This window comes from Terrabacter sp. NPDC000476, from assembly GCF_040300125.1.
GTDB lineage: Bacteria > Actinomycetota > Actinomycetes > Actinomycetales > Dermatophilaceae > Terrabacter.
The window spans coordinates 35,291-59,868 of the sequence record NZ_JBEPDF010000003.1 but is presented as its reverse complement, the minus strand read 5'-3'; the positions used below and the strand labels follow the sequence as shown (position 1 = coordinate 59,868).

The window sequence follows — 24,578 nt, the reverse complement described above, 5'->3', positions numbered from 1 at the left end:
CCCTCTCACCGCCGCCCCCGGCGCCGACGGGCGGTCAGGCCTTCTTGGCCGTGGCCTTCTTCGTCGTGCGCTTCGCCGTCGTCTTCGCGGTCTTCTTCGCCGTCTTCTTCACGGTCCGCTTGCGGGTCGTCGGGCCCTTGGCGCGCTTCTCGGCGAGCAGCTCGAAGCCGCGCTCCGCCGTGATCGACTCCGGGTCGTCGTCCTTGCGCAGCGTCGCGTTCGTCTCGCCGTCGGTGACGTAGGGGCCGAAGCGGCCGTCCTTGACGACGACCGGCTTGCCGCTGACGGGGTCGGCGCCGAGCTCCTTGAGCGGCGGGGTCGCCGCGGCGCGGCCGCGCTGCTTCGGCTGCGCGTAGATGGCCAGCGCCTCGTCGAGGGTGATGTCGAAGAGCTGCGACTCCGTCGTCAGCGACCGCGAGTCGGTGCCCTTCTTGAGGTACGGGCCGTAGCGGCCGTTCTGCGCCGTGATCTCGACGCCCTCGGCGTCGACGCCGACCAAGCGCGGCAGCGAGAGCAGCCGGAGCGCGTCGTCGAGCGTCAGGGTCGACAGCTCCATGTCCTTGAAGAGCGAGGCCGTCCGGGGCTTGACCTTGGCGGCCTTCTTGCCCTTCGGCTTCTCGGCGGCCGCGTCGTCGTCCTCGAGGACCTCGGTGACGTAGGGGCCGTAGCGGCCGGCCTTGGCGACGATGTCGCGGCCGGTCGCGGGGTCCTGGCCGAGCACCTTGCCGTCGTCGGCCGCGACCTCGAGCAGCTCGCGGGCCTTCTCCGGGGTCATCTCGTCGGGGGCGACGTCGTCGGTGATCGTCGCGCGGCGCGGGGTCGCCGGCACCTCGGCGCCGTCGGCCACCTCACCCGTCGCGAGGTCGACACCGGCCGGCACGACCTCCTCGACGTAGGGGCCGTAGCGGCCGACGCGCACGACGATGCCGTCGCCGATCGGGATGGTGCTGATCTCCTTGGCGTCGATCTCACCGAGGTCCTCGACGAGGCTGCGCAGCCCCTCGGCCGAGGTCGCCTCCTCGCCGAAGTAGAAGCGCTTGAGCCACTCGACCCGGCCCTCGTCGCCGTTGGCGATGCGGTCGAGGTCCTCCTCCATCGAGGCGGTGAACTCGTAGTCGACGAGGTTGCCGAAGTGCTCCTCGAGCAGGCGCGTCACCGCGAAGGCGAGCCACGTCGGCACGAGGGCCTGGCCCTTGGTGAAGACGTAGCCGCGGTCCTGGATCGTGCCGATGGTCGCGGCATACGTCGACGGGCGGCCGATGCCGCGCTCCTCCATGGCCTTGACGAGCGTGGCCTCGGTGTAGCGCGCGGGCGGGCTCGTCTCGTGGCCGTCGGCCTCGGCGCGCACGACCTCGAGCGCGACGCCGGCGGAGAGCTTGGGCAGGCGGCGCTCCTCGGCGGCGGCGTCGGCCTTGGCGGCGGCCTCGTCGTCGCGGCCCTCCTCGTAGGCGGCGAGGAAGCCCTTGAAGGTGATGACGGTGCCGCTCGCGCTGAACTCGACGGACTGCGCACCCTCGACGACCGTGTCGACGGCGAGCTTGACGGTGGCCGTCGAGCCGCGGGCGTCGGCCATCTGCGAGGCGACGGTGCGCTTCCAGATCAGCTCGTAGAGGGCGTACTCCTCGCCGCGCAGCGCACCCGCGACCTGCGCCGGCGAGCGGAACCGGTCACCCGCGGGGCGGATGGCCTCGTGGGCCTCCTGCGCGTTCTTGACCTTCTTCTCGTAGCGGCGGGGGCTGTCGGGCACGTACTCGGCGCCGTAGAGGTCGCGGGCCTGGCTGCGGGCGGCGGTGGTGGCGGCGTCCGACAGCGTCGTGCTGTCGGTTCGCATGTAGGTGATGTAGCCGTTCTCGTAGAGCCGCTGCGCGACGCGCATCGCGTTCTTCGACGACAGGCGCAGCTTGCGCGAGGCCTCCTGCTGGAGGGTCGAGGTCGTGAACGGCGCCGACGGGCGGCGGGTGTAGGGCTTCTCCTGGACGTCCGTGACGCGGGCGCCGGCGGCAAGGCACGCCTCGGCGATGCGGGTGGCGAGCGCCTCGTCGAGGTGCACGACGCCCTTGCCGGTCAGGCGGCCGTCGTCGGCGAAGTCGCGGCCGGTCGCGACGCGCACGCCGTCGACCGAGGAGAGGCGCGCGGTGAACTGCTGGCTCGCGCTGTCGGGCGTGAAGTCGCCCTCGACGTCCCAGTAGGAGGAGCGGACGAACGCCATGCGCTCGCGCTCGCGCTCGACGACCATGCGGGTGGCGACCGACTGCACGCGGCCGGCCGACAGGCCCTGGCGGACCTTGCGCCAGAGCACGGGGCTGACCTCGTAGCCGTAGAGGCGGTCGAGGATGCGGCGGGTCTCCTGGGCGTCGACCATCGCGGTGTCGATCTCGCGGGTGTCGTTGACGGCACGCTGGATCGCCTCGCGGGTGATCTCGTGGAACACCATGCGCTTGACGGGCACCCGGGGCTTCAGCGCCTCGAGCAGGTGCCACGCGATGGCCTCGCCCTCGCGGTCCTCATCGGTGGCGAGGTAGAGCTCGCTCGCGTCCTTGAGCAGCCGCTTGAGCTCGGCGACCTTCTTCTTCTTGTCCGGGTCGACGACGTAGTAGGGGTCGAAGCCGTTCTCGACGTCCACGGCGAACTTGCCGTAGGGACCCTTCTTCATGTCGGCGGGCAGCTCGGACGGGTTCGGCAGGTCCCGGATGTGACCCACGGACGCCTCGACCTCGAACTCACCGCCGAGGTAGCCGGCGATGGTCTTCGCCTTGGCCGGCGACTCCACGATGACGAGCTTGCGCCCCTTGCCTGCGGCCATGCCTGTTCCTCGACTTCCCGCATCTCACGTGCAGCGGATTCGTCGCTGCCCGGACGTGGACGCGGACCGACGGTAACAGCACCACCTCCGGGCAGTCGCATCGATCCGCCGCACCGACCGGCTGCGGTGAAGCACCCCCGGGCGCACGCGGGTCCGGCGAGAATGGACGCAGACCCGCGCCCCGTCTGGTAATTTATAGTTCAACGACTTTTGACAGTGAGGCTCCGCGATGCCAGCTCCCGTGCTCTACCTGAGCCATGGTGCCCCGCCGCTCGCCGACGACCGCCGCTGGACGACCGAGCTGGCGGGCTGGTCGACGGAGCTGCCCACGCCGACGAACGTGCTCGTCGTGTCGGCGCACTGGGAGGACGCGCCGACGACGCTCGGGTCGACGACCGGGGCGCCGCTCACCTACGACTTCTGGGGCTTCCCGCAGCGCTACTACGACGTCACCTACGACGCCCCGCCCGCCCCGGCGCTCGCCGACGAGGTGACCCGGCTGCTGACCGGGCCGGGCCACGCGGTGCACCGCGACGAGGCGCGCGGCCTCGACCACGGCGCGTACGTGCCGCTCAAGGAGCTCTTCCCCGACGCCGACGTCCCGGTGTTGCAGATGTCGATGCCGACCCTCGACCCGCGCGGGCTCTTCGAGCTCGGCCGGCGGCTCGCGCCGCTGCGCGACGCGGGCACCCTCATCGTCGGCTCCGGCTTCACGACCCACAACCTGCGGTGGTTCGACCCCCGGGCCGGGTCCGACGCGGTCCCGCCCCAGGCCAGTGCCGAGTTCGACCACTGGGCCCGCGAGGCCGTGCAGGCGCAGGACCTCGACAGCCTCCTCGACTTCCTCGACAAGGCGCCGGCCGCCCGCGAGGCGCATCCCCGCACCGAGCACTTCGCCCCGCTCTTCGTGACGCTCGGCGCCGCCTACGAGTCCGGCGGGCTCGACAACCGCAGCGTCATCGACGGCTTCTGGTTCGGCCTCTCCAAGCGGTCCTGGCAGTTCGGCTGAGCCGCCACGCACCCGCGGGCCCGGGCCGGCGACGGCGCGCGGGAACCCCGTGCCACCCTGCCTCGTTGGGCGGGTGTGGGCGACCACGGACGCGGCCACGGCACGGAGTTTCCCCTGGCTCCGGGCCGTGGTCGTTCGTCTCCCGGAAACCCGACGGAACCCACCGAAAGGCCATCCCGTCGCAGCGGCACGGCACGTAGAGTGACCGTACGCCCGACGACCGCGCCGCAGGTGCGTGCCGTGCAGCCGACCGCCACCGCGGGCCGGGTGCACGACCGTCGGGTCGAGGGACTCCGGTCGCGTCGCCGACGTGACCGGCACGCACGGGGAAGGACCCTTCGCAGATGACCGACCAGCCCGCCGCCCAGCCGGCCCCCACCGCCGCGCAGGTCGCTCCGCTCGCGCCGCCCAGCGATGCCTTCGTCCTCACCGCGCCCGCGCCGACGGCCGCGGTCGCCGAGACCGCCGCGCCGAAGATGGCGCCGGCCGTGCCCGAGGCGGCGCTGCCCGGCCTCGACGCCAAGGTCGACACCTACCTCGACTCGCTCACGAGGGCCGAGGTCCGCTCGCCCGAGTGGGAGACCAAGGCCGCCGACGTGCGCAGCATGGGCAACGACGAGGTGAAGTTCGCCGCCGAGTCGAGCAACCGGATGCTCCAGATGCCGGTCAAGGCGCTCAACGAGGGCGGACTCTCCGGCAACTCCAAGGTGGGCAAGACCCTGCTCGACCTGCGCCGCACCGTCGAGGACCTCGACCCCGGCCAGGCCAGCGGGGCGAAGAAGTTCCTCGGCATGATCCCCTTCGGCGACAAGGTCACCGACTACTTCCGCAAGTACCAGTCGGCCCAGAGCCACCTCAACGGGATCCTGCACTCGCTCCAGTCCGGCCAGGACGAGCTCGTCAAGGACAACGTCGCGCTCAACCTCGAGAAGAAGAACCTCTGGGAGTCGATGGGCCGGCTCAACCAGTACGTCTACGTCGCGGAGCGCCTCGACGCCCGGCTCGCCGCGCAGGTGGCGACGCTCGAGACGACTGACCCCGAGAAGGCCAAGGCCCTGCGCGAGGACGTCCTCTTCTACGTCCGCCAGAAGCACCAGGACCTGCTGACCCAGCTCGCCGTGTCGATCCAGAACTACCTCGCGATCGACATCATCATCAAGAACAACATCGAGCTCATCAAGGGCGTCGACCGGGCCACGACGACGACGGTCTCGGCCCTGCGCACCGCCGTCATCGTCGCCCAGGCCCTCAACAACCAGCAGCTCGTGCTCGACCAGATCACGGCCCTCAACACGACGACCTCGGGCATCATCGAGCGCACGTCCGAGGCCCTCAAGCAGAACTCGGCGCGCATCCAGGAGCAGTCGGCGAGCTCGACCCTCTCCATCGAGTCGCTGCAGAAGGCGTTCGCGAACATCTACGAGACGATGGATGCCATCGACCAGTTCAAGGTGCGCGCGCTCGACAACATGGCCGCCTCGATCGGCACCCTCGAGACGGAGGTGGCCAAGTCGCGCTCCTACCTCGACCGGGTGTCGAAGCAGGACGCGCGCCGGGCCGAGAACGTCGCACCCGGGCTGCTCGACCTCGGCTCGGGCCGCTGACCCAGGCCGACCGGAGGACGGTCGGGGGTCGTCCCGGTGGGCGGCGCCCGAGCCGCCGACACTGGTCCGCGGCCGGTGCAGCAGGATGGACGTGATCGACCAGCAGTCGGCGCGTGGGACACCAGAGGGGACATCGCAGTGGGAATCCGGTCGTGGTTCGGGTTGGACAAGCCCGAGGCACCCGAGCCCGCGCGCCCCGGGCCGCCGACGACCGAGGCGCTCCTCGAGGCGCTGGGCGCCATCGAGGCGCAGGCCCGGGAGGGCCACGTGCCCGGTGTCGTGCTGTCGCGGCTGCTGCGCGTCACGCGCATCGTGCGCCAGACGCTGCCCCGCCTCGCGAACCTCGGGATCGGCAGCAGCCAGGGCTACAGCGTCATGGCGACGGTCACCGACTACCTCCCGGTCGCCATCGGCAACTACCTGCGCCTGCCCCGTGACTGGGCCGACACCCGTCCCATCGCGGCCGGCAAGAGCTCGGTCATGCTGCTCGTCGACCAGCTCGACCTGCTCGGCACGACGATGGACAAGGTCTACGACGCCGTGAACCGCGCCGACGCCGAGGCGATCATCGTGCACGGCGCCTTCCTCGAGGAGAAGTTCGGCCAGGCCTCGGCGGGCGGGGTGCTCGGGCTCGGCCCGGACCCCGTCGCCGCGCCACCGCCCGCCCCCGGGTCGCCGGGAGCCGCGGGCGCCCCTGCACCGTCGGTCAACCCGCTCGCCCCACCGGAGTGATGCATGAGCCGCGCCACTGAGTCCCGCCTCGCCGAGAGCCTCGAGCAGCTGACCGACGTCGCCGCGGAGGCCGGTCTCGACCCGGCCGCCGCCCGCGACGAGGGCCTGCGCGTGGCGGCCGCCCTCGCGGAGTCGGTGCCCGGCGCCCCGGCCGGCTGGGCCCTCGTGGCGCACCCCGGCCTCACCGAGACCGCCCGGATCCACGAGGCCTTCTTCGACGCCGCGTCCCGCGGCCGGCGGTGGCGCGCCGCGCCGACCGACCTGCTCGGGGCCCTCATCGCGGCCCGCCACTCGCTCGCCGGCGAGTACGCCGAGGCCCTGACCGAGGTCGCCTCCTCGGCCGTCATGCTCGGCACCGCGCCCATCGACGCCATCGCGCGGGCATCGGTGACGTCCGCCACCTACCTCGCGGCCGTCGGCCCGACGAGCCAGGCTGGCCCGAGCAGCCCGGTCGGCCCGACGAGCCCGGCCGGACCGACCGCCCGGCCCGGAGGGCTGCCGCCGCTCCCCCCGGGCCCCGGCACCGACGCCGTGCTGCGGGCGTGGGGCCTCTCCCCCTCGCCCGGCACGGAGCCGGCGGGCCCCGCCGAGGGTGCGGACGGCATACCTGCTCGGGGTGCGCCCGGCGCGACCCAGGGTGACGCGGCGTCACCCGCCGAGCCGGCCCCGCCCGCCGAGCCCGCCGAGCCGGAGCGGTCGGTCGAGGAGCTGCTGGCCGAGCTCGACGCGATGATCGGGCTCGCGCGCGTCAAGAAGGAGATCCACCGCCAGGTGGCCCTGCTCACCGTCGAGAAGATGCGCTCCGAGGCGGGCCTCAAGGCCGCCGCGATGAGCCGCCACCTCGTCTTCGTCGGCAACCCCGGCACCGGCAAGACGACGGTGGCGCGGCTCGTGGGCGCCATCTACCGCGCCCTCGGGCTGCTGCCGAAGGGCCAGCTCGTCGAGGTGGACCGCAGCGAGCTCGTGGCCGGCTACGTCGGGCAGACGGCGATGAAGACCGCCGAGGTGGTCGCGAGCGCCGTCGGCGGCGTGCTCTTCATCGACGAGGCGTACGGCCTGACGGGCGACCAGTACGCCCAGGAGGCGGTCAACACCCTCGTCAAGGAGATGGAGGACCACCGCGAGGACCTCGTCGTCATCGTCGCCGGCTACCCGGAGCCGATGGTGGGGTTCATCGCGCAGAACCCCGGCCTGGCGAGCCGCTTCACGACGACCATCGAGTTCGACGACTACTCCGACGACGAGCTGCTCGATATCCTCGACGCCATCGCCGCGGGCAACGACTACGAGCTGACCGCTGACGCGCGCACCCGCGTCAGGCACCTGCTCGAGGCCACGGCCCGCACGCCCGCCTTCGGCAACGGCCGCTTCTCGCGCAACCTCTTCGAGCACGCCGTCGGCCGGCACGCGTGGCGACTTCGCGACGCGACGGATCCCACGCGCGACGAGCTGCGTCTACTCACCGCAGACGACGTCATCGACCGGCCGGACGAGCCCGAGGGCGACCCTGACGCCGGCGCTCCCCCGCAGACCGCGGGTCCGGTGCCGGTCAGGGCAGACCCTGATGGCTCCCCGGCCCCCGGTGAGGCAGTCTCGGACGAGCACCGGCCGACCGGCGTGACCGACCACGAGGACCCCGCATGACGAGCACACCCACGACGAACATCCCCGTCGCCGTCCCGGCGGGCTCGTCGTCGGGCGCCCGCACAGGGGTGGGCGCCGCCGGCCCGGGCGGGGCCGGGCCCCGCACCATCGCGGGGTCGCTCCCCGGCGCTCGGAGCATCGCCGGGCGCCTGCTCCACGGCACGCCCGGCCGGATGCGCCTCTTCGCGCTCCTCGGCGCCGTGGCCGCGGTGCTGCTCGGTGGCGTCAGCGCCAACGCCCTCCTCGCCTCGCAGGCCGCCGTCGAGCGCGCCGCCAACAACACCGCCCAGGTCGTGCGCGCCCAGTCGATCCACGTCGACCTGCTGCGCGCCGACGCCGTCGCGACGAACGCGTTCCTCGTCGGCGGGCTCGAGTCCGCCGAGTCGCGCTCGTCGTACGACGAGGCCCTGGGCCGGGTCGCGTCGGGCCTCTCCGAGGCCGCCGCCGCGCAGCCCGCGGACGGCAACGCCCTCGGCGAGCTGGCCAAGCGCGTGCAGACGTATGCCGCTCTCGTCGAGCAGGCGCGCGCGAACAACCGGCTCGGGCTGCCGGTCGGGGCGCAGTACCTCAAGCAGGCGAGCGCCGGCCTGCGCACCGACGCGATCCCGATCGTCGAGCAGGTCGTCTCGGCCAACGAGCAGCGCGCGCAGGCCGAGTTCGACCGGAGCAACTCGAGCCTGCAGCTGCTCGTCGGCGTCGTCTGCGTGATCGGCCTGGTCGCCCTGGCGGTCTGGCTCGCGCGGCGCACGCACCGCTACCTCAACCCGTCGCTCACCGGCGCCGTCGTCGTCCTGCTCGCGGCGCTCGTCGTGGCCGCCACGCAGATCAGCGGGGTCGCCACCGCGACGCGCGACGTGAGCCGCGGCGACTACCAGCGGGCCGTCACCCTCGCCGACATCACGACGGCCGCCAACGACGCGCGCTCCAACGAGTCGCTCACCCTCATCAGCCGCGGCTCCGGCGCCGACAACGAGAAGGCCTGGAAGGTCGACCGCGAGCGGGTCGACCAGCGCCTGGCCGACCTCGGACGGGGCAGCACGCTGACGGACCTCTGGACGCGCTACGCGAACGTGCACGCGCAGGTGCGCCGGCTCGACGACAACGGCAGCTGGGACCAGGCCGTCACCCTCTCGACGAGCACCGGCAGCGACGGCGCCGCCCGCGCCTACGCGGCCTTCGACGACCGGGTGGCGAGCGACCGCGACACCGCCCGCAAGGCCGCCGTCGGCACGCTCGAGGGCACGGCCGGCAGCGCCGGCGTCTGGGCCGCGCTCGTGGCGCTCGCCGCGCTCGTCGCGGCCTGGCTCGTCGTCCGGGGAGTCGGCCAGCGGATCGAGGAGTACCGATGAGACGCACCACCGGCACCACCACCGGCAACGGCAACGGCAACGGCACCGACCGCGGCACCGGCGCCCGCACCAGCGCGCGCCGGCTCGGCGCCCTCGTCTCGGTCGCGGCGCTCGCCCTCGTGGCCGGCTGCTCGAGCGTCACGTACGAGCAGACACCCCTGCCCGTCGCGGCGACACCCCGGCCGACGAGCCCGGCCTCGCCCACGACGGCGCCGGCGTGCGACAACGCGCGGCAGTCCTACGACCCGCTGCCCAGCGCGCCGCGCCTGACGAACGCCTCGAGCACGAGCGACGCGACGATGCGCCGGATCGTCGAGCGCGGCTACCTCACCGTGGGCGTCTCGGCCGACACCTACCTCTTCGGCGCCCGCGACCCGTTCACCGGCAAGCTCGAGGGCTTCGACATCGACATGGCGAGGGCCGTGGCGCAGGCGATGTTCGGCGACCCCGGCAAGATCTCCTTCCGCGTCATCACCGCCAACGACCGGCTGCCGCTGCTCGAGGACAAGCAGGTCGACATGGTCGTGCGCAACATGTCGATGACGTGCGACCGGTGGACGAAGATCGCCTTCTCGGCGGAGTACTACCGCTCCGGCCAGAAGGTGCTCGTCGGCAAGAACGTGCCGGACGCGGCGGGGCTCACCCTGGCCGGCCTCAAGGGACGCCGGGTCTGCGCCCCCACCGGCACGACGTCGCTGACGAAGCTGCAGAGCGTCCTCGGCAGCGCGGACGTCGTCACGGCGCCCAACCACACGGGCTGCCTCGTGCTGCTCCAGCAGGGCAAGGCCGACGCCATCACCGGCGACGACACGGTGCTCGCCGGCCTCGCCGCGCAGGACCCGAACACCGTCATCACGAGCGCCAAGGCGATCACGACCGAGCCCTACGGCATCGGCTTCAACAAGGACGACGTCTACCTCGCCCGCTACGTCAACCGGGTCATCGCCGACCTCGAGGCCGACGGCCGCTGGAAGACGATCTACGACCGCTGGCTGGCCACCCCGCTCGGGCCCGCCCCCGCCCCGCCGACCCCGGTCTACGGCCGATGACCGCCGCCGCCGCGCCGCACCCCGAGCCCGGCACCGTCGCCCCCACGGCGCCGGGCCGTCTCGGCGTGCCCGTCCAGGCGCACGAGGCCCAGACCTACCTCGGCCTGCTCCGCGACTGGGTGGCGCAGCGCCGGGCCGACCTCGGCGAGGTCGACCGGGCCGTGCTCGGGCTGACCCCGGCCGAGCAGGTCGCGATCACGACCGACCTCACGGTCGCGCTCACCTTCTGGAAGGCCGTCAGCGACCGCCTCACCCTCCTCGAGACGACCTTCGACGGCGGCCGCGTCGGCCCGGTCGAGGCCGAGCGCCTCTCGACGCTCATCCACGGGCGGCTCGACTCGAACACGACCGAGCACCTCTCGCTGCCGTCGTCGGGCTCGCTCGCGGTCAGCCTGCCCGAGGCCTGCCGGCTGCTCGACTCGCTGACCCGCACGCTCCAGGCCCGGGCCTCGCTCGCGCCCGGCGCGGCCGAGGCCAGCCAGCGGATCACCGTGGTGCGCGCCGGCATCGAGCGCACGCGCGACCAGCTCGCGCTCGTGCCCGCGGGTGTGCAGCGCGACGCCGCGAGCGAGCAGCTGGCCCGCCTCGACCGGCGGATGACCGACCTCGTCGAGCGCGCCCGGCGCGGCGCCGACGTCGGCGGGGTCATCGGGCCCCTCGAGATCGACGTGGCCGTGCTCGAGCGCGACCTCATCGTCGCCGCCGCCGAGCGTGCGTCGGCCGCCCGCAGCCGGGTGCGCACGCAGCAGCAGATCGAGGAGCTCGACGCGCGCGCGGCGGCGATCCGGAAGCTCGAGCGGGCCTGCCTCGAGGCGATCACGCCCGCGCCGCACCTCGCCGTCCCCAACGTGCGTGCCCTCGGACCGGTGCCGCAGGCACCCGCCGAGCTCGCGGCGTACCGGGGCCGGCTCGAACGCGTGGCCCGCGCCCTCGACCTCGCCCACGAGACGTATGCGGCCGGGCTGGCCGAGCGCGACGAGGTCGTCGGGCTCGTCGGCGCCGTCTCGGCGATGGCGGCCGCCACCGCGCTCACCCCGGAGGCCGCGGGCGACGTCGCCGAGCTGCGCGCGCGGCTCGACGAGACGCTCGCCGCGCGGCCGCTGCCACTCACCCGCGCCCGCGCGCTGGCGGCCGCGTTCTCGGCCTACGTCGACGCGGCCACCCGACCCCAGACCCGCACCGGCGGCTCCCCCCGCACGGTCCCGACGACCGCCCAGGGGCGCCCCTCATGACCTGCACGCAGCCGGGCTGCACCGGCACCATCGTCGACGGCTACTGCGACGTCTGCGGCATGGCCGCCGGCTCGGCGCCACCCGTCGCCGGCACGAACGCCGCCACGAACGCCGCCACCGCCGTCCCTGCCTTCCCCGCCGTGTCCCCGGGTGCCGGCGGCACCGGGAGCGGGGCCGGTGGCCCTGCTGCCCCGTCGCGTCCCGCTCCGCCCTCACCCACGCCGTCCGGCTCCGCCACGGCCGTGCCCGAGGGCGGCGCGTGCCGCCAGCCGGGCTGCACGGGCACCATCGACGCCGGCTACTGCGACGTGTGCGGCACGCCGGCCCACCAGCAGGCCGTGGCCGCCTACGCGCCGGCCGGCCCGGGGACGAACGGCTCGCCCGGCGCTGCCGGCGACCCCACCGGGGCCGGCGGCTCGGCGGCCGACGGCGGCGCCACGGCCGCGACCCAGGCCACCACCGGCGGCGTCGGCCCCGAGATCTCCACGCGTTCCGCGGCCTCGAGCAACCTCGCCTCGGCGGCCCTGGGCTCCAAGCGTGCCCGCGAGTCGGGCTCGGTCGCGACCCGGCGCACCGGTGGCTCCCAGCGCCTGCGCGCCGCGCGCCTCGGCGGCGGCATCACGACCGTGCGTCCCGCCCCCGAGATCGACGCCGAGAAGGCGCTGCTCGCCGACCCCTCGGTGCCGGAGAGCAAGCGCTACTGCCCCAAGTGCGGCGAGCCGGTCGGCCGCGGTCGCGACGGCAAGCCGGGGCGCACGACGGGCTTCTGCCCCAAGTGCCGCCACCCGTTCTCCTTCGACCCCAAGCTGCGCGCGGGCGACCTCGTCGCCGGGCAGTACGAGGTCGCCGGCTGCCTCGCGCACGGCGGCCTGGGCTGGATCTACCTCGCGCGCGACAAGAACGTCTCCGACCGGTGGGTCGTGCTCAAGGGCCTGCTCAACTCGGCCGACCCGGACGCGCTCGCCGCGGCCATCGCCGAGCAGCGCTTCCTCGCCCAGGTGTCGCACCCGAGCATCGTCGAGATCTACAACTTCGTGACCCACGACGACGCCGGCTACATCGTCATGGAGTACGTCGGCGGCACCTCGCTCAAGTCGATCCTCAAGCAGCGCCTGCAGGCGGCCGGTAGCTACGACCCGCTGCCCGTCGACCAGGCGCTCGCCTACATCCTCGAGATCCTGCCGTCGTTCCAGTACCTCCACGACCTCGGCCTCGTCTACTGCGACTTCAAGCCCGACAACATCATCCAGGTCGGCGACGAGGTCAAGCTCATCGACCTCGGCGGCGTGCGCAGGGCCGACGACGACGACTCCGCGATCTTCGGCACGGTGGGCTACCAGGCCCCGGAGGTCGCCGAGCTCGGCGTCTCGGTCGGGTCGGACATCTACACGATCGGGCGCACCCTCGTCGTGCTGACGATGGAGTTCCGCGGCTACCAGACGACCTACCTCAACACCCTGCCCGCGCAGGACACCGTGCCGGTCTTCCAGCGCTACGACTCCTTCTACCGGCTCGTCGCCAAGGCCTGCGCCCCGAACCGTGACGACCGCTTCGTGTCGGCCGACGAGCTGCGGTCGCAGATGGTCGGCGTGCTGCGCGAGGTCGTGGCGCTCGACCGGGGATCGGGCGCGGCCACGACGACGGTCAGCTCGCTGCTCTTCGACGTGCCGACGCCGGGCGTCGAGCCCGACGACTGGCGCAACCTGCCGACCCTGCGCCGCGACCCGCACGACGCGCTCGTCGGCTGGCTGCAGACGGTGAGCGGCACGCCGGACGAGCGGCTCGACCGGCTCATGAACCCGCCGAAGACCTCGACCGAGGTGCTGCTCGAGCGAGCCCGCACGGCCCTCGACGCCGGCAAGCGCGACATCGCCGAGGCCACGGCCACGGCCCTGCTCGCCGCCGACCCGTGGGAGTGGCGGGCCGTGTGGATCCAGGGCCTCGCCGCGCTCGAGCGCGGCGACTCGCGTGCCGCCCAGGCCGCCTTCAACGCCGTCTACGGGCAGGTCCCGGGCGAGCTCGCCCCGAAGCTCGCGCTCGCGCAGGCGTCGGAGCAGGCCGGCGACGGCCCCGTGGCCGAGAACCTCTACATCGCCTGCGCACGCACCGACGCGACGTACGTCCCGATGGCCGCCTTCGGCCTGGCCCGCATCCGCGCGGGCCGCTCGGACATCGACGGCGCGGTGGCGGCATACCGGCTCGTGCCGCCGCAGTCGAGCGCCTACCGCACGGCGCGCGCCGGGCTCGCCGAGCTGCTCGCGCGGGCCAACCGCGGGCTGCCCGACCTCGCCGAGGCCCTGCGCACCCTCGACGACACGTCGATGTCGGCGCGGCGCCGGGCCGAGCTGACGACGCTCATCTACCGTGAGGCGCTCGTGACCGTGGAGAAGAGCGGCAACAAGGCGGACGTCCGGCTGGGGCCGTGGAAGGGTACGCCCCACGGCATGCGCCTCGGTCTCGAGGAAGCCCTGCGCGAGCTGGCCCGGCGCACCCCCGACCTGTCCGAGCGCGTCCCCCTCGTCGACGAGGCCAACGCCGTCCGACCCTGGAGCCTCTGGTGACCGACCTGCCGACGACCGGCGCACCCGCCGGCCCTGCCGCACCCAGCGGCCCTGCCGCACCCGCGGCCGTCCCCGCCCCTGTCGCCCCCGCCGGCAGCGGCGAGCGCGCGTGCGCGGCGTGCGGCGTCGCCAACCCCGCCGAGGCGAGCTTCTGCGAGGCGTGCGGCGCGGACCTCGTGCCGTCCGCCCCGCTCGCGGCAGCCGCCGCCGTCGACGCCCCGCCCCAGACCGCCCCGGTCGGCGAGGAGTCGCCGCTCGACGTCGGGTGGACCGGCGCGGTGCCGTCCGCGGCCGTGCCCACCGGCCCGGCCGCGGTCGAGGAGCCCGTCTGCCACGCCTGCGGGCAGGGCCACGTCGTCGACGGCTACTGCGACCACTGCGGCACCCCGCCGCCGAACCCTCGCGACCACTTCGTCGAGTCGCCGGCCGACTGGGTCGGCGGCGTCTGCGACATCGGGCGCCGGCACGCCCGCAACGAGGACGCGATGGCGCTCAGCGCGGGCGCGGCCCCGGGCTCGCGCGCCGTGCTCGTCGTCTGCGACGGCGTCTCGATGGCGACCGACTCGCACATCGCCTCGCTCGCCGCCGCACAGGCGGCGCGGGCGGTGCTCGACCAGCCGCTGCCCCGCGGGGTCGGCACGCCCGGCTCCTGGGCGGCGGGCGCTGGCCGGGCCCTCACGACCGCGGTCACGACCGCCAACGAGGCGGTCGCCGCCTCCGTCGTCGACGACGTGCCCAACCCGCCCTCGTGCACCCTCGCCGCGGCCGTCGTCGAGGACGGCGTCGTCGTCGCCGGCACCGTGGGCGACAGCCGCGCCTACTGGCTGCCCGACGCCTCCGGGGAGCCCGCGCTGCAGCTCGGGCGCGACGACTCGTTCGCGCAGGAGCAGATGGCGGCCGGCGTGCCGCGGCACGAGGCCGAGACCGGGCCGCACGCGCACTCGATCACGCGCTGGCTCGGCCGCGACGCGCCCGACGACCTGACGCCGCACCTGACGACGGTCACGACGACGACCACGCCCGGCTGGCTCATGGTCTGCTCCGACGGCCTGTGGAACTACTGCTCCGAGGCGGAGGCGCTGCGCGACCTGCTGCGCCGCTCGGCCGCCGGCCTCGGCGAGGCGGGCGCCGACCCGACGGCGCTCGCCCAGGCGCTCGTCGACTTCGCGAACGAGCAGGGCGGACGCGACAACATCACGGTTGCCCTCGCCAGACTGGCTGGGCGAGGATCGAGCACGACGAACGAGGCGGCCGCAGGGGCGGCGCCGGTGGAAGGGGACAAGGCCGATGGCTGACTTCACGGCAGAGGTGTTCCAGAACGAGTTCCTCCCCGACGGCGGCACCGACGTGCACGCGATCGTGCGGGTGAGCTCGACCGGAGCCTCCGCGGCGACGGCCTCGGTGGGCCTCACCGACCCGGGCTCGGCGGCCGAGGTGATCCTCATCGACACCTCCGGCTCGATGGGCCGACGCGGTGTCGCGGCCGCCGGCGAGGCCGCCAAGGCCGCCCTCGCCGAGATCGTCGACGGCACGCTCTTCTCCATCGTCGCGGGCAACGGCACCGCACAGATCGTCTACCCCTACAGCCACCAGGGCGCGCTCGTGCCGATGTCGGCGCACACCCGGGGCGAGGCCACCCGCGCCATCGAGGGCCTGCGCGCCAACGGCGGCACGGCCATGGGCACCTGGCTGACGCTGGCGCGCCAGATCTTCGAGACCGTGCCGCACGTGACGAAGCGCCACGCGATCCTGCTCACCGACGGCGTCAACGAGGGCGAGACCCCGGCCTCGCTCGCGGCGGCCGTGCAGAGCTGCGTCGGCGCCTTCCAGTGCGACTGCCGCGGCGTCGGCGACCAGTGGCGCGTCGAGGAGGTGCGCGGCATCGCCTCGGCCCTGCTCGGCACCGTCGACCTCATCCCCGCACCCGAGGAGATGGCGGCCGAGTTCGAGGCGATGATGCGCGCGTCGATGGCGCGCGGCGTCGCCAACGTCGAGCTGCGGGTCTGGGTGCCGCAGGGCGCGGAGCTGCTCTTCGTCAAGCAGGTCTCGCCCACGCTGGAGGACCTCTCCGGCCGCCGCACCGTCGTCAACCCGCTCACCGGCGCCTACCCGACCGGTGCGTGGTCCGACGAGAGCCGCGACTACCACGTCGCCGTGCGGCTGCCCGCACGCACGCTCGGCCAGGAGCAGCTCGCCGCGCGCGTGCAGGTCTCCCTCGGCGCCGACCCCGTCGCGCAGGCGCTCGTCAAGGCGAAGTGGAGCAGCGACGACGCCCTGACGACCCGCATCGACCCGGCCGTCGCGGCCTACACCGGCCAGGCCGAGCTCGCCACCGTCATCCAGGAGGGCCTCGCCGCCAAGGCCGCCGGCCAGGACGACGTCGCCACCTCCAAGCTCGGCCGCGCCGTGCAGCTCGCCGACGCGACGGGCAACGACGAGATGACCACGCGCCTGAAGAAGGTGGTCGAGATCGACGACGCCGACACGGGCACGGTGCGCCTCAAGAAGGGCGCGTCGAAGATCGACGAGATGTCGCTCGACACGGCGTCGACGAAGACGAGCCGGGTGCGCCGGTGAGCGCAGTCTGCCCGAACGGGCACACGTCCCAGGCCGACGACTACTGCGACACGTGCGGCTCCCCCATCGACGCCGCGGCCCAGCCACTCGCCGCCGCCCCCGCCACCGGGTCGGGTTCTCCTGCCCCGCAAGCAGGTTCGTCGCTCGACCTCGACCCAGCAGGTATGCCGTCCGCCGCCGCGGGTGCGTCCGCGCCGTCTTCGCCGTCGACCCCCGGCACGGTCCCGACGGCGCTCGAGTGCCCGAACTGCGGCACCGAGAACCCTGACGGCGCGCTCTTCTGCGAGGCCTGCGGCTACGACTTCACGACCGGCGCGATGCCCCGCGACGCGGCCGGCGGCGCCGGCGAGGGCGACGGACCGGACGGGTCCGGGGGCGCCGGGGACGACCCGTCCGCGGGCGCGCCGGACGGCGCACCCGAGAACGGCGCCCCCGAGAACGGAGCGCCCGAGAGCGGGGCACCCGCGGCCGGGGCCCCCGCACCGGCGGCCGGCAGCGCGACCGAGACCTTCGACTGGCTCGCCGAGGTGTGGGTCGACCCCGACTGGTACCAGACGCAGCACGCCGAGGACCCGTGCCCGTCGCCCGGACTGCCGGCGATCATGCCGCTGCGCCACCGCAGCGTGCTGCTCGGCCGGGTCTCGACGAGCCGCAACACCCACCCGGAGATCGACCTCTCGTCCGACCCGGGGGTGAGCCGTCGCCACGCCCAGCTGACGACCGACGGCAGCCGCTGGTTCGTCGAGGACCTCGGCAGCTCGAACGGGACCTTCGTCGGCCCGGCCGCGGGCCCCCTCCCCGAGCAGCCGATCGCCGTCGGGCCGCGCACCGAGCTCGGCGACGACGACCGGCTCTACGTCGGGGCGTGGACGCGCGTCGTCGTCCGTCGCGCGACACCGGACGAGGTCGACGCCTACGCCTGAACGGCCTTCTCCCGAACGGGGTTCGCGGGTGGTCGAACCTGAACGTCACGTGAACCACGGCGACGTGGGACGACGAGCGGCCTAGGGTGGTCGCTGTGACCGACCCGACGAGCGACACCGTCACCGACATCCCCCAGGTCGTCGTCGTGACCGGCGTCATGGCGGCGGGCAAGTCGACGGTGTCGCAGCTGCTCGCCGAGCGCTTCTCGCGGGCCGTGCACCTGCGCGGTGACGAGTTCCGCCGCGTCGTCGTGCGCGGTCGCGCCGACATGACGCCCCAGGGCGACCCGGAGGCCGAACGGCAGCTCGCGCTGCGCCACGCGATCACGGCGCACACCGCGAACGCGTATGCCGGGGCGGGCTTCACCGTCGTGGTGCAGGACCTCTTCGTCGGCGCGAGCCTCCAGCCGTTCCTCGACGGCATCACGGCCCGACCGCTCAGCCTCGTCATGCTCGCGCCCGACGTCGGCACGGTGATGCAGCGTGAGTCCGAGCGCGTCAAGGTCGGCTACGGCGACCTCTGGTCGATCCGCGACTTCGACCACAAGGTGCGCACCGAGACCCCGCACATCGGTCTCTGGCTCGACAGCTCGCAGCAGACGCCGGACGAGACCGTCGACGAGATCATCGCCCGGCTGCCCGAGGCGAGGATCGCCTGACGTGGCGGCCCTCACGATCGGGCAGGTGGCGCACCGCACCGGCGTCGCGACGTCCGCGCTGCGCTACTGGGAGGAGCTCGGCCTGCTGACCTCCGTGCGCACCGCCGGCAACCAGCGCCGCTACGACCGCAGCACCATCCGACGCGTGTCGTTCATCCGGGCCGCGCAGCGGGTCGGGCTCACCCTCGAGGAGATCGCGGCCGCGCTCACCACGCTGCCGCAGGCGCGCACCCCGACGGCCGCCGACTGGGCCCGCCTCTCGCGCACCTGGCGCCAGCGGCTCGACGACCAGATCGCCCGCATCGAGCGACTCCGCGACGAGCTCGACTCGTGCATCGGGTGCGGCTGCCTCAGCCTCCGGTCGTGCGCGCTCAACAACCCCGCCGACACGCTCGCGCAGCGCGGGCCGGGGGCTGTGCTGCTCGAGCCGTGACGGGCTCGACGGGCGGTCGACCACGGCGGGAAGCGGCTCGTTAGCCGCTTGTTAGGGCTGCTGCGCAGAGTCCGTCCTGCCCGTGACAACCACATCGGAAGGACTCACGAAGATGACCACCACCACCCTGCGCGCCCCGGCTGTGCGACCCTCGACGGTGCGCACCGCCGGCATCGCCGGCGCCATGCTCGTCGTCGCGCTCCTCGTCTTCCTCTGGGCCTCGATCGGCGCCTCGTCCGCCAGCGCCAACCAGGCCCCCAAGCCGGGCCGCCCCGCACCCCAGGCGCAGCTGTGGTGCACCCGCGACGTGCCGTGCCCCGGTGGCGGCGGTGGCACCGGCCTCTGCGTCAAGGGTGGCGGCGTCCCGGTGAAGTGCTACTGACGTGGACCGCGTGAGGTCGGCGCTCCGCGCCCGCGTGCTCGTCGTGCCGATGGCCCTGCTCGCCCTGCTCGCGATCACCTCGCCCGCCGCCAGCGCCCCGCCCGAGGCGCGGCTCTGGTGCACCCGCGACCTGCCGTGCTCGCCGGGCTCGGGCGGCGAGGGCTGGTGCCTCTACGGTGCCCAGGTCCTGCGCTGCCGCTGAGCGCACGAACGACGGTGCCCCGACTCCTGCCGGAGTCGGGGCACCGTCGTGTCCGGTGCGCGCGCTCGACGTCAGCGGCCGTCGCCGGGGCGCGCGATGCTGACGTGCACGTGGTCGTAGTGGCCGCCGACGGGTCCGGTGCCGCCGGTGTAGGTGCGCCAGCCCTCGCTGCGACGCGGCCAGGTCCAGATCCTGCCGTTCCAGATGACCTGCTCGACCTTGAGCGGCCCCGCGTTGGCCACGGCGAAGTTCGCCGCCCGCTGGAGCTGGTCCTTGTCGATCGGTCCGGGGTACTGCCCCGGGGTGTTGCCCGCGTAGCAGTCACCGGCGTTGCCGCTGTAGTGGTAGCTGTCGGACGTGTGGCCCGAGTGCGACCCGTCGTTGCCGTGGGCGCAGGAGGTGAGCATCGGCCGGTTGTCCCTCAGTACGTTGATCGTCCACCGCGCCCGCGCCGTGTAGCCCGTCGTCGCCGAGCTCGCGCCGTACGGGTTCGTCGCGACAGCCACGAGCGTGCTCGCGGGGGCGTCGACCGGTGCGGGCGCCGCGGCGCCGGTCACGCCACCGGACGGGACGGCCGTGAGGGCGGCCAGCACGCCCGCGGTCAGCACCGGCAGGGTGGCTCGTCTCAGGATCCGGGTCATCAGTCTCTCCTTCTCGTGGTCGCCGGGCCCTGGTGGAGGACGACTCCGGCGAGCTGCGTCGTGCAGCCCCTCGACCGTCGAGCGTCCGCCTAACCGTCGACTAACAGCCGGCACCGCCGTCGCCGGGTTAGCGGCTTGTTAGACCACCTGAGGACGGTCGGGGGCGACGGGTCGACGACCCGCCCCAGCCACCTCCACCAGAACCAGGGGCATCCCATGAGCACCACCACACCACCGGCCCTCGCCCGGCGCGGCTTCCTCGCGCTCGGGCTCAGCACCGGCGTCACCGTCGCCCTCGCCCGGCCGTCGTCGGCCGCCACGGTCGGCTACACCTACCAGGTCCAGCAGACGCAGTCCTGGTGCTCCGCCGCCAGCTCGCGCATCGCCCTCAGCGCCCGCGACCACCTGCCTTCGCAGTCGTCGCTCGCGGCCTCGCTCGGCCTGCGCGACGGCCACGGCCTGCAGGACGCGACGCTCATCGCGTCGGTGCTCAACAGCCGCCTCGGCATCGGCGGCCGCAGCGCGCGCTACTACTTCCGCCAGCCGGCCGCCGGCACGCTCAAGGCCCGGCTGCGCAGCCGTGTCGTGCACAGCATCGATGCCGGCTACCCCGTCGTCATCAACATGAACCAGGTCGACGGCACGGTCTTCTCCTCCGGCCACTACATCGCGATCGTCGGCTACCGCGCGGGCGAGTACAAGATCGCCGACCCGGTGACCTCCTCGCGCAACGGCGTGTGGCGCGACGAGGACGACATCGTGCGTTGGAACAAGCTCAACCGCTTCACGGCGTACGGCGCCTGACCGCCCGCCGACCGGAGCACCCACCCGGACCACCCACCCGAACCACCCACGCGAACCACCCACCCGAGAGAAGAGACCCACCATGACGCTGACCACCCTCACCCGCCGCCGTCTCGCCGCCGCCGGGATCGCGACCGTCTCGGCGCTCGCCTTCCTGCCCGCCGGCCAGGCCGACGCGGCTCCCGCGATCGTCGTGCACGCCCGCAGCCACATCGGCGAGCAGGGCGGCTCGTGCAAGGAGTTCGTCCAGCGGATGTACAACGAGACGCACGCCAACTCCCTGGGCACGGGTTACTGGACGGCCTACGTCAACGCCGGCTACCACCTCGTGGCCAAGAGCGCCGTCGTGCCGGGCGACGTCATCCAGGAGACCGACACCTCGTCCCACACGACCGGCATCCACACGGCCATCGTCACCGGCGACCCCGCCGGGGCCACGATCCGTGTCGTCGACTCGAACTGGGTCGGCCACAACACGGTCGGCGAGCACGCCTACGACCCCGACGCGCACGCGGCGAGCAAGGGCGGCAAGGCGTACTACTGGCACAAGTGACGGCGGTCCCCCTGCGGCACGACGCGTGTTAGCCGGTTGTTAGCCGGTCACGACACGGTGGACTCGTCCGCACGGTGGCCGCGACAGGGGGCGACCACCGGCGGACGACTCCAGGTCGCAGGGGTGCCTGAATCCCCGGGTCCACGCCCCGCAGTGGGGCGTGGACCCGGGGGGTCACACCCACCGGGGCGCCGGTGCGACGGGTGACCGGACGCCGCGTTGGGCCCGCACGTCTGCCGTCGGGTATCAATGGCCTGTGCAGTTTCGCGTGCTGGGCCCCCTCGAGGTCGTCGACGACGACGGCGCCCTCGTGCGTCTCGGCAGCGCCCGCGAGCGCTACGTGCTCGCCGCCCTGCTCGTCTCCGCCGACCGCCTCGTGCCGGCCGAGCGCCTCATCGACGCGCTGTGGGACGAGCCGCCCCCGACCGCCCGCCAGCAGCTGCAGAACCTCATCGCCTCGCTGCGCCGGCGCCTCGCACCGCACGACCCCGACCTCGTCGCGACCCGCCCGTTCGGCTACGAGCTGCAGATGGGCCCGCACACGCTCGACCTCGACGAGTTCCGGCGCCTCGTCGCCGACGCGCGCGCCGCCGACCGGCCCGAGGAGGCCGCGCGCGACCTCGAGCACGCCGTGTCGCTGTGGCGCGGCGCGGCCCTCGGCGACGTCGCGCCCGCTGCGGACGCGTCGACCGAGACGCTTCGGCAGGCGCTGCACGACGAGCGCGTGGCCGCCGTCGACCTGCTCGTCGACGCCCTGGACCGGCTCGGCCGCCACGACGACGTGCTGACGGTGGCCGGGGCCCAGCTCGAGCACGACCCCTGGAACGAGCGCCTGCTCGAGCACCGGCTGCGGGCGCTCGCCGCGACCGGTCGCCGCTCGGAGGCCGCCGAGGCCTACCGACGGTTGCGCCGCCGCTTCATCGACGAGCTCGGGGTGCCGCCGAACCGGTCGCTCGCCGAGCTCAACACGCGCATCCTCGAGGGCGGCCCCCTCGTCGCACCCGTCCCGCGGCACCGGGTCGTGCCGCGCGAGCTGCCCGCACCGACGTGGACCCTCGTCGGCCGCGAGGCGCTCCTCGGCGCCGTGCTGACCCGGCTCGCCCCGCGGGCTCCCGATGACGGCAGGGGCTCGCGCTCCGTCGTCGCGGCTGCCGCCCAGGCGGCCCGTCCCCCGGCGCTCGTCGTGCTCGTCGGGGTCGGCGGCGTCGGCAAGACCGCCCTCGCGGTCACCGCCGGTCACGCGCTCGCCGACGCCTACCCCGACGGCACGCTGTATGCCTCGCTCGACGGCGGGCGCGACGGCGCCGTCGACCCGCACGACGTGGCGGCCCGGTTCCTCCGAGCCCTCGGCGTCGACGGCACCTCGATCCCCGCGGGTCGCGAGGACCGGATCGCCCTCTACCGCACGACGATCGCCGGCCGGCGCCTCCTCACCGTCATCGACGGCGCGGCGACCGAGTCACAGGTGCGGCCGCTGCTGCCGACCTCGCCCGGCTCGGGCGCCATCGTCACGTCACGCAGCCGGCTCGCGGGCCTCGTCGGGGTGCGTCGCCACACGGTGCAGCCGCTCACGCCCGAGGACAGCCTGGCGCTGCTCGCCGAGATCTCCGGGCCCGAGCGCGACGTGCGTACCGACGCCGACGGGGCCCTCACCGACATCTCGGCGCTCTGCGGCCACCTGCCCCTCGCCCTGTGCGTGGCCGGCTCGAAGCTCGCGACGAACCCCACGCTCGAGCTGCCCGAGCTGCGTGACCGGCTCACGCAGCAGCACGCTCGGCTCGACGAGCTGTCGGCCGGCGACATCGACGTGCGCGCGAGCATCGAGTCGTCGGTGCAGGACCTCCCCCGCGCGGCCCGGGTGCTCTTCCGCCGCCTCGGCGTGGCCCCCGGCCCCGACTGGCCGGCGTGGGTCGCGCGGCGCCTGCTCCACGGGGTGTCACGCGAGATCGAGGCCCACCACGCGCTCGACGAGCTCGTCGACCGGCACCTCGTCGAACCGACGGGACGCGACGGGGCCGGCCAGCCGCGGTACCGGGTGCACAGCCTCGTCGGTGAGCTGGCGGCCGAGCACCTCGAGGCCGAGGAGACGGGTGCCGAGGCCCGGGAGCTCGAGCACTCCCTGAGCAGCGCCTGGCTCGACCTCGCGCGGGTGGCCGGGCCCCGCCTCGAGGGCGACGGCCGGCCGGTGCCGGAGCCGGAGGGTGACGGCGCCCTCGACGCGGCTGCGGCCCCGTCCGAATGGTTCGAGTCCGAGCGCACGAACCTCGTCGGCGCGGCCCTCACCGCTGCCCGGCTCGGCGACCCGCTCCTCGCGGCGCGCGTCGCGCTCGCCGTGGGGCCCTTCCTCACCGTCCGGGCCTACGACGACGACCGCGAGCGCGTGCTGCGCGCGGCTCTCGAGTCGCCCGCCTCGGACGCCGACCGCACCGTCGACGACGCGCGCCGGCTGCAGCTGCTGGGCGCCCTCTTCGCGGTGACCGCCCAGCGGCGCCGCCCCGCCGACCTGCCCGCCGTGGCCGCCGAGTCGCTCGCCGTCGCCCGACGCATCGACGACCCGGACGCCGAGCAGCGCGCGCTCTCGCAGTCGGCGTGGGCGGCCATGGCGCTGCACCGCTTCGACGAGGCGCTCGAGGGCTTCGCCCGCACGGCCACCCTCGCCGAACGCCGCGGCGACGTGCAGGGCCGGGCCCTCGCCGAGGCCCGGCGCGGGGTCGTGCTCCGCAACGTGGGGCGGGCCGCCGAGGGCGACCCGCTGCTCGAGGCCATGGTCGCGCTGTCGCGCAGGGACGGCTCCCGCCGCGACTGCTGCATCTGGCTCGTCACCCGGGCCGAGGGTCTGGTCGACCTCGGCCGCGCCGACGAGGCGGAGGAGCTCCTCGACGAGGCCCTCGCCATCGCCCTCGACCTGCGCGACGAGGTGGGCGAGGCCCACTGCCGGCTCGCGCTGGCCCGCGTGCACGCCGCCCGCGGGGCGCTGGGCACGGCCGACGAGGAGCTGGCCTCGGCACGGAGGCAGCTCGACCCGCGTGCCGACGACGAGGCCGACCTCGAGGTGCTGCGTCTCGAGCTCGACCTGGCCGTGCACCGCGCGGCGTGGGACCGGGCCGCCCCCCTCGCGACCCGCCTCGTGGCCGGCAGGCGTCGGGCCGACGTGCCCCTCGACCTCGCCGCCGACCTCGCCCGGCTCGCCTCGGTGGTCTCCGTCGGGGCGCGGACGGCGGACGGGACCGAGGGCGGCGACGCCGGCCCCCACGCCGCCTGGAGCGAGGTCGGCGCGATCCTGCACGACCTGCGCCTCGGTCCGGAGGCCCTGCGCCTGCCGAGCCCGCCCTACCCGGACCCGGCGGTCGCTGTTAGCCGATCGTTAGGCGTCGGCGCCTAGTCTCGGGGGGAACGCCCGGGTCGACCGACGACCCGCCCG

General features: G+C 74.3%; 20 protein-coding genes. 18 read left to right on the top strand and 2 right to left on the bottom strand.

Going from position 1 to position 24,578, the window contains the following annotated elements; genetic code table 11:
- Positions 1 to 34: 34 nt before the first annotated feature.
- Positions 35 to 2,803 (bottom strand): type I DNA topoisomerase, encoded by a 2,769-nt coding sequence (gene topA / locus ABT295_RS16300; RefSeq protein ID WP_352395457.1) that lies wholly within the window; start codon positions 2,801 to 2,803, stop codon positions 35 to 37.
- Positions 2,804 to 3,032: 229 nt separating this feature from the next.
- Here topA and ABT295_RS16295 point away from each other — a divergent pair, with 229 nt between their 5' ends.
- From ABT295_RS16295 to ABT295_RS16225, 15 genes are all read left to right on the top strand, one after another.
- Positions 3,033 to 3,812, top strand: a complete 780-nt coding sequence (locus ABT295_RS16295; RefSeq protein WP_352395456.1) for a dioxygenase family protein — start codon at positions 3,033 to 3,035, stop codon at positions 3,810 to 3,812.
- Between the two features lie 344 nt (positions 3,813 to 4,156).
- Positions 4,157 to 5,416 (top strand): toxic anion resistance protein, encoded by a 1,260-nt coding sequence (locus ABT295_RS16290; protein ID WP_345508180.1) that lies wholly within the window; start codon positions 4,157 to 4,159, stop codon positions 5,414 to 5,416.
- A 138-nt stretch (positions 5,417 to 5,554) separates the two neighbouring features.
- Complete coding sequence (locus ABT295_RS16285; RefSeq protein WP_352395455.1) at positions 5,555 to 6,148, top strand: hypothetical protein; 594 nt, start codon at positions 5,555 to 5,557, stop codon at positions 6,146 to 6,148.
- Positions 6,149 to 6,151: 3 nt separating this feature from the next.
- Positions 6,152 to 7,792, top strand: a complete 1,641-nt coding sequence (locus ABT295_RS16280) for an AAA family ATPase (protein ID WP_352395454.1) — start codon at positions 6,152 to 6,154, stop codon at positions 7,790 to 7,792.
- Positions 7,789 to 9,141, top strand: a complete 1,353-nt coding sequence (locus tag ABT295_RS16275; RefSeq protein WP_352395453.1) for a GlnX family signal transduction membrane protein — start codon at positions 7,789 to 7,791, stop codon at positions 9,139 to 9,141. Before ABT295_RS16280 ends, ABT295_RS16275 begins: the two co-directional genes overlap by 4 nt.
- Positions 9,138 to 10,190 (top strand): glutamate ABC transporter substrate-binding protein, encoded by a 1,053-nt coding sequence (locus tag ABT295_RS16270; RefSeq protein ID WP_352395452.1) that lies wholly within the window; start codon positions 9,138 to 9,140, stop codon positions 10,188 to 10,190. Before ABT295_RS16275 ends, ABT295_RS16270 begins: the two co-directional genes overlap by 4 nt.
- Positions 10,187 to 11,422, top strand: a complete 1,236-nt coding sequence (locus ABT295_RS16265) for a hypothetical protein (protein WP_352395451.1) — start codon at positions 10,187 to 10,189, stop codon at positions 11,420 to 11,422. The genes ABT295_RS16270 and ABT295_RS16265 overlap by 4 nt, the downstream gene beginning before the upstream one ends.
- The gene (locus tag ABT295_RS16260) at positions 11,419 to 13,983 is read left to right on the top strand and encodes a serine/threonine-protein kinase (RefSeq protein ID WP_352395450.1); all 2,565 of its coding nucleotides are present in this window, start codon (positions 11,419 to 11,421) and stop codon (positions 13,981 to 13,983) included. The genes ABT295_RS16265 and ABT295_RS16260 overlap by 4 nt, the downstream gene beginning before the upstream one ends.
- A complete protein-coding gene (locus tag ABT295_RS16255; RefSeq protein ID WP_352395449.1) occupies positions 13,980 to 15,278 on the top strand; it encodes a PP2C family protein-serine/threonine phosphatase in 1,299 nt (432 codons plus the stop codon). Before ABT295_RS16260 ends, ABT295_RS16255 begins: the two co-directional genes overlap by 4 nt.
- Positions 15,271 to 16,560, top strand: a complete 1,290-nt coding sequence (locus ABT295_RS16250) for a VWA domain-containing protein (RefSeq protein WP_345508172.1) — start codon at positions 15,271 to 15,273, stop codon at positions 16,558 to 16,560. The genes ABT295_RS16255 and ABT295_RS16250 overlap by 8 nt, the downstream gene beginning before the upstream one ends.
- Positions 16,557 to 17,483, top strand: coding sequence for an FHA domain-containing protein (locus ABT295_RS16245; RefSeq protein ID WP_352395448.1), 927 nt, complete (start codon positions 16,557 to 16,559; stop codon positions 17,481 to 17,483). Before ABT295_RS16250 ends, ABT295_RS16245 begins: the two co-directional genes overlap by 4 nt.
- Positions 17,484 to 17,578: 95 nt before the next feature.
- Entirely contained in the window at positions 17,579 to 18,142 is a 564-nt protein-coding gene (locus ABT295_RS16240; protein ID WP_352395447.1) for an AAA family ATPase, read from the top strand.
- Between the two features lies 1 nt (position 18,143).
- Entirely contained in the window at positions 18,144 to 18,575 is a 432-nt protein-coding gene (gene soxR, locus ABT295_RS16235) for a redox-sensitive transcriptional activator SoxR (protein WP_352395446.1), read from the top strand.
- A 112-nt stretch (positions 18,576 to 18,687) separates the two neighbouring features.
- On the top strand, positions 18,688 to 18,957 hold the full coding sequence (locus ABT295_RS16230) for a hypothetical protein (protein WP_352395445.1): 270 nt from the start codon (positions 18,688 to 18,690) through the stop codon (positions 18,955 to 18,957).
- A 10-nt stretch (positions 18,958 to 18,967) separates the two neighbouring features.
- Complete coding sequence (locus tag ABT295_RS16225; RefSeq protein WP_352395444.1) at positions 18,968 to 19,159, top strand: hypothetical protein; 192 nt, start codon at positions 18,968 to 18,970, stop codon at positions 19,157 to 19,159.
- A gap of 71 nt (positions 19,160 to 19,230) precedes the next feature.
- Here the strand turns inward: ABT295_RS16225 and ABT295_RS16220 are convergent, their stop codons facing one another.
- A complete protein-coding gene (locus ABT295_RS16220; RefSeq protein WP_352395443.1) occupies positions 19,231 to 19,800 on the bottom strand; it encodes a VldE C-terminal domain-containing protein in 570 nt (189 codons plus the stop codon).
- 216 nt (positions 19,801 to 20,016) lie between these two features.
- Between ABT295_RS16220 and ABT295_RS16215 the strand changes: the two genes are divergently transcribed.
- The 3 genes from ABT295_RS16215 to ABT295_RS16205 all read left to right on the top strand — a co-directional run bounded on the left by ABT295_RS16215 (position 20,017) and on the right by ABT295_RS16205 (position 24,539).
- Positions 20,017 to 20,604 (top strand): C39 family peptidase, encoded by a 588-nt coding sequence (locus tag ABT295_RS16215; protein ID WP_345508165.1) that lies wholly within the window; start codon positions 20,017 to 20,019, stop codon positions 20,602 to 20,604.
- Between the two features lie 82 nt (positions 20,605 to 20,686).
- On the top strand, positions 20,687 to 21,157 hold the full coding sequence (locus ABT295_RS16210) for a hypothetical protein (RefSeq protein ID WP_352395442.1): 471 nt from the start codon (positions 20,687 to 20,689) through the stop codon (positions 21,155 to 21,157).
- Between the two features lie 268 nt (positions 21,158 to 21,425).
- Positions 21,426 to 24,539: an AfsR/SARP family transcriptional regulator gene (locus ABT295_RS16205; protein WP_352395441.1), complete on the top strand. Its 3,114-nt coding sequence runs from the start codon at positions 21,426 to 21,428 to the stop codon at positions 24,537 to 24,539.
- Positions 24,540 to 24,578 lie beyond the last annotated feature (39 nt).

Coding starts and splice junctions, on each gene's coding strand:
- topA (WP_352395457.1), bottom strand. CDS start 2,803: ATGGCCGCAGGCAAGGGGCGCAAGCTCGTCATCGTGGAGTCGCCGGCC.
- ABT295_RS16295 (WP_352395456.1), top strand. CDS start 3,033: ATGCCAGCTCCCGTGCTCTACCTGAGCCATGGTGCCCCGCCGCTCGCC.
- ABT295_RS16290 (WP_345508180.1), top strand. CDS start 4,157: ATGACCGACCAGCCCGCCGCCCAGCCGGCCCCCACCGCCGCGCAGGTC.
- ABT295_RS16280 (WP_352395454.1), top strand. CDS start 6,152: ATGAGCCGCGCCACTGAGTCCCGCCTCGCCGAGAGCCTCGAGCAGCTG.
- ABT295_RS16275 (WP_352395453.1), top strand. CDS start 7,789: ATGACGAGCACACCCACGACGAACATCCCCGTCGCCGTCCCGGCGGGC.
- ABT295_RS16270 (WP_352395452.1), top strand. CDS start 9,138: ATGAGACGCACCACCGGCACCACCACCGGCAACGGCAACGGCAACGGC.
- ABT295_RS16265 (WP_352395451.1), top strand. CDS start 10,187: ATGACCGCCGCCGCCGCGCCGCACCCCGAGCCCGGCACCGTCGCCCCC.
- ABT295_RS16260 (WP_352395450.1), top strand. CDS start 11,419: ATGACCTGCACGCAGCCGGGCTGCACCGGCACCATCGTCGACGGCTAC.
- ABT295_RS16250 (WP_345508172.1), top strand. CDS start 15,271: ATGGCTGACTTCACGGCAGAGGTGTTCCAGAACGAGTTCCTCCCCGAC.
- ABT295_RS16230 (WP_352395445.1), top strand. CDS start 18,688: ATGACCACCACCACCCTGCGCGCCCCGGCTGTGCGACCCTCGACGGTG.
- ABT295_RS16220 (WP_352395443.1), bottom strand. CDS start 19,800: ATGACCCGGATCCTGAGACGAGCCACCCTGCCGGTGCTGACCGCGGGC.
- ABT295_RS16215 (WP_345508165.1), top strand. CDS start 20,017: ATGAGCACCACCACACCACCGGCCCTCGCCCGGCGCGGCTTCCTCGCG.
- ABT295_RS16210 (WP_352395442.1), top strand. CDS start 20,687: ATGACGCTGACCACCCTCACCCGCCGCCGTCTCGCCGCCGCCGGGATC.